This window comes from Methylobacterium sp. ARG-1 (assembly GCF_001262595.1).
GTDB classification, from domain to species: Bacteria; Pseudomonadota; Alphaproteobacteria; order Rhizobiales; family Beijerinckiaceae; genus Methylobacterium; species Methylobacterium brachiatum.
This window is the reverse complement of record NZ_LHCD01000073.1, coordinates 1-4,671: the sequence shown is the minus strand read 5'-3', so window position 1 is coordinate 4,671 and position 4,671 is coordinate 1. Positions and strand designations below refer to the sequence as shown.

General features: G+C 65.4%; 3 protein-coding genes and 1 pseudogene. All 4 read left to right on the top strand.

What is annotated here, in order from left to right; all coding sequences use genetic code 11:
- Window positions 1-272: 272 nt before the first annotated feature.
- Window positions 273-467, top strand: a pseudogene (locus AKJ13_RS29780) (ISL3 family transposase); the annotation flags it as partial.
- Between the two features lie 320 nt (window positions 468-787).
- Complete coding sequence (locus AKJ13_RS29775; RefSeq protein WP_050736545.1) at window positions 788-1,966, top strand: zinc-dependent alcohol dehydrogenase; 1,179 nt, start codon at window positions 788-790, stop codon at window positions 1,964-1,966.
- Window positions 1,967-2,015: 49 nt separating this feature from the next.
- A complete protein-coding gene (locus AKJ13_RS29770; protein WP_050736546.1) occupies window positions 2,016-3,092 on the top strand; it encodes a patatin-like phospholipase family protein in 1,077 nt (358 codons plus the stop codon).
- 771 nt (window positions 3,093-3,863) lie between these two features.
- Window positions 3,864-4,214: a hypothetical protein gene (locus AKJ13_RS31800; protein ID WP_144426456.1), complete on the top strand. Its 351-nt coding sequence runs from the start codon at window positions 3,864-3,866 to the stop codon at window positions 4,212-4,214.
- The last annotated feature ends 457 nt before the right edge of the window (window positions 4,215-4,671 follow it).

Genomic DNA, 4,671 nt, shown 5'->3' with positions numbered 1-4,671 from the left:
CGACCCGGACAGAGGATCGCACCGATCAGCAGCGCCTGAGCGTGTCGCCACGACCGGTGGACGAACAGCGGAGCGAAGGACAGGATGATCCCGGCGAAGCGGGCAGGCAGGTGCGGCATGAGGCGTCTCTGGCGAGGGACACCATCAGCCTATCCGTCACGCCCGCTTCGTCACCCAGCGCGTCCCACGACCGGTCAAAATGGCCAAAGTCGAGCTTAGAGCCCGTCCCATAAGGGTCTGAGGCGGGGTTGAGTAGCCGGGATCGCGATGATTGCGGCGTGCAGGTGGTCGAGAACTTCGCTGCAAGCCTCGGTCAGGATGGGGCCGCGGTCCGCGCCGGCTTTCGCCTGCCCTGGAACAGCGGGCAGGACGAGGGGCAGGTCAGTCGCCTCAAGCTGCTCAAGCGCTCCATGTACGGCCGCGCCAAGCTCGACCTCCTGCGTCGTCGCTTCCTCCTCGCAGCATGATCCACCAAACCCGGCGATGAGCACTTCATTGGGGGCGGATCAGCAGGATGTGCTCGAAAAAGATTTGACTCCTACTCGTCGAGGCGAACTCGTGCACAGGTTCAGGAGGAGTACGAGGTGAGCGAGCAAAAAAACCTATGCCGCAACCTGTCTCCAAATTTGCTAGCCGCCCGGCGCGGGATGGGTTCGAGGTAGCCATATGCCCTCGCGGAAACACTGCCACCCTTGCAGCCAAGGAGAAAAAGCCCCCGCTCTGCTGGAACAGCGCGAGTTACGGGACAGATATCCCTGCAGGTTGCACCTGAGGGAGAAGGGGTTTGATGAAAGCGCTCACCTGGCAGAGCCGGGGCAAGATCACCTGCGAGACGGTGCCCGACCCGAAGATCGAGGAGGGGCGCGACGTCATCATCAAGGTGACCGCCTGCGCGATCTGCGGCTCCGACCTGCACCTCATGGGCGGGTTCATGCCGACGATGGAATGCGGCGACATCCTCGGCCACGAGACCATGGGCGAGGTCATCGAGGTCGGTAAGGATAACCAGAAGCTCAAGGTCGGCGACCGCGTCGTGGTGCCCTTCACCATCTGCTGCGGCGAGTGCCGGCAGTGCAAGTGGGGCAACTGGAGCTGCTGCGAGCGCACCAACCCGAACGGCAAGCTGCAGGCCGAGACCTACGGCTACCCCTTGGCCGGCCTGTTCGGCTTCTCGCACATCACCGGCGGCTTCGCCGGCGGTCAGGCCGAGTATCTCCGCGTTCCCTACGCGGATGTCGGACCCATCGTGGTCCCCGAAGGTCTCAGCGACGAGCAAGTGCTCTTCCTAAGCGACATCTTCCCGACGGCTTACCAGGCCGCCGAGCACTGCGACATCGGCCCGGAGGACACGGTCGCCATCTGGGGCTGCGGTCCCGTCGGCGTGCTCGCGGTGAAGTGCTGCTACCTCCTCGGCGCCAAGCGCGTGATCGCCATCGACAGCGTGCCCGAGCGGCTGGCTCTGGCCCGCGAGGCCGGCGCGGAGACCATCGACCTGTCCGAGGAGAACGTGCAGGACACGCTCATGGAGATGACCCACGGCCTTGGGCCGGACTCGGTCATCGAGGCGGTCGGCATGGAGTCGCACGGGGCCGACACCACGCTGCAGAAGGTCTCCTCCGCCATCATGGAGCACACCGTCAGCCTGGAGCGGCCCTTCGCGCTCAACCAGGCCATCCTCGCCTGCAGGCCCGGCGGGAACGTCTCGATGCCGGGCGTCTTCGCCGGTCCCGTGGGGCCCGTGGCGCTGGGCGTCTTCATGAACAAGGGCCTGACCCTGAAGACGGGCCAGACCCACATGGTGCGGTACATGAAGCCGCTCCTGGAGCGCATCCAGAAGGGAGAGATTGACCCTTCGTTCATCATCAGCCACCGGTCGACCAACCTGGAGGAGGGACCGGCGCTCTACGAGGCCTTCCGCAACAAGACCGACAACTGCACCAAGGTCGTGTTCAAGCCGCACGGCTGACGCCGCCGAGGTTATGGTCAGGAACGGCCCGCAACGCATGAAGGCACAGATGCCGGACGACACACGCGACCTCGCCCTGGTCTTCGCCGGCGGCAACGCCGTCGGCGCCTACCATGCCGGAACCTACGAGGCGCTGCACGGCCACGGGCTCAGGCCCGACTGGGTCGTCGGCGCATCTATTGGCGCGGTGACGGCCGCCATCGTCGCGGGCAACGCCCCCGAGGACAGGGTCGCCAAGCTCCGGATGTTCTGGGCTGAGGCGACCCAGGCCACGGGACCGAGCCCGACCGGGCTGCTCAAGCCGCGCCAGGTCTACAATGGGCTCCATGCCCTCCTAGCGCTCGCTTGGGGGCGGCCGAGCATCTTTCGCCATCGTCTGCCAGGCCTATGGTCAGCCCTGCCGTGGGTGCCGAACGACGTGGCCCTGTTCGACAACGTCCCCTTGCTGCGGACACTCGAACGCCTCGTTGACTTCGACCGCCTGAACCGGGGCGGCACCCGTCTGACGATCGGCTGCGTCGACATCGAGACCGGGGAGGAGGTCTACTTCGACACCGCTCGCGAGAAGGTCCGGCCCGAGCACATCCTCGCCAGCACGGCTATCCTTCCGGCCTTCCCGCCGGTGGAGGTGGACGGGCGGGTCCTGTGCGATGCGGGCTATACGAGCAACCTGCCCCTCGACCCGCTCTTCGAAACCGAGCCCGAGCGGGACCTCCTCTGTATCGCCTCGGACCTGTTCTCCTTGCGCGCGCCGCGTCCGGCCTCCCTCGACGCAGTCATCGAACGCGCGAACGACCTCATCTTCGCCAGCGCGCCGCGCCGGGCGATTGCGGGCCTCAGGCGCGAGTACGAGTTGCGGCAGCGGTTCGATCCCACCGGGCCTGCGGTGACGCTGCTCCACCTCGTCTACCAGGCCGGTGCCGATGAGCTCGCAGCCAAGAGCTTCGACTTCTCGCCATCCTCGATCCGCGACCGCTGGGCCGCGGGCCGACGCGACGCGGAGCAGGGCCTGGGGCTGCTGGCGCCGGACCGGCGCGGCAGAGGCCGCTTCGAGTACCTGCCCCTTCCCGACAGCCTCGGCGCCCCGAAGGCCACGGGGTTTCAGGCGGCCTCCGCGGTGGCGTAATGTCGGCAGTGTTGTTGCCGACCTCGTGCCGGCCGGCGACCTCGACCACGCTCGACCAGAGCCAGTTCGGCGCCTGCTCGCCGCCTGGGTGCCCCCCGCAGGACCTCCTGCCACCAGCTTAAGCTTGCCGCCCGTCCATCTGCCGGCCGTGCGCCTTGCTGACGACGTAGGCGAGGTAGTGCGCCGCCCGAACCGCCTCCTCGTGCGTGAACTGCGCTACGTCGAGCTTCAGGTCCTGCGATTTCGCATTCCAAAACGGACAGGAACTGGTGAAGCACGCGCGCGGTCCCGCTACCCTCATGCATCCGCTATTTGGTCTCGGCCTTGCGCCGGTCCACTCGCTCACCAGCGAGGCACTCGCGCATATAGGTGTCCCGCATCTCCTCCGTGATCTTCAGTTCGTCAGCCCGAGTCTGACAAACCCGCTCCTCGCTCTCCTGTGGCGCGGCCTGCGCAAGAGCCCCGACTGTAGCTCCCACGATCAGGGCGCCCGCAATCACGAGCGGTCGCATCGTCATTCCTCCGGCCGGATGTCAGGCCAACAATGCGAAGCGCGTCGCGTTCCGAGGTCTGGTTTAGGTATGCGTGATAAGGGCTGAGAGATCCTCCGCCGGCCGTGCCGATCCCCTGGGCGGATCTGGTGCCTCGACCTTTCGAAGCTCACGCGCGGTTCAGCGAGTTCCGAGAGGCCCAGCCGGGTGGCCGCTTCCGTTGATCTGCTTTCGCACCATCGAAGAGGCGAATGGTCGGTGGGATCCTATGCTCGGCGGCATGACGGAACTGACCGGGTACAGACGCGTACGAAAGCTTTGGCCGCTGGAACTACTGGCTACCCAAGGGGCGCTGAGGTACGCCGATCCACACCCCTCAACATCGCCCGAATTCCTACCGTCAATGGCCAAGCCCGTTTTCTACAGCGTACTCAAGGCTTCCGGCGGCCTGTTCGATGTCGTCGTAAGGATTGCACCCGACCGGATCGTTCGGAGAGACGGGTTCCTCTCACTCGCCGAGGCTGACGAATGGATTGAAGGCCTTCGATCCCTGATGGCGGTCCTTGGTACCCCGGTTGCGCAGGATGCCAGGGAGATGGACGAGATCGTGGTGACGCTCGACGCACGATGATCATCGACATGCGCCAGGTGCAGGTGTGGTTCAGTGTGCCCTCGGTCTGGTTCAGGAAGTCGTGTATCATTCAACACAGACCGACCGGGCGTGAACCATCCGAACTAGACTGCGGGCGGTTCACAAACCGATCTGGCGCGTCCGACCGCTAGCTCTGCGTCGAGCACATGAGCCACTGCTGACGGATATCCGATGATTTTTCCGACAATCAGGGGCGGCCGCTACCGACCTATTGTTGGCCTTTGGAAGGTCTGCTTTCAGGCTACTGACAGCAGCTCGTCAACAGCCGGCCTCCTGGGTGTATGCTTTAGCCCACCAGCACGTGCAGGTTCTGGTCGATGTCCGATACGCCTTCCGAGGCGATCTGCATACTCGCTGAGATCTCGCGCGTCGCCACGGCCTGCTGCTCGACAGCCGAGGTGACGCCAGAGACCGCTTCGCGCACCGAGGTGATCGA

Coding starts and splice junctions, on each gene's coding strand:
- AKJ13_RS29775 (WP_050736545.1), top strand. CDS start 788: ATGAAAGCGCTCACCTGGCAGAGCCGGGGCAAGATCACCTGCGAGACG.
- AKJ13_RS29770 (WP_050736546.1), top strand. CDS start 2,016: ATGCCGGACGACACACGCGACCTCGCCCTGGTCTTCGCCGGCGGCAAC.
- AKJ13_RS31800 (WP_144426456.1), top strand. CDS start 3,864: ATGACGGAACTGACCGGGTACAGACGCGTACGAAAGCTTTGGCCGCTG.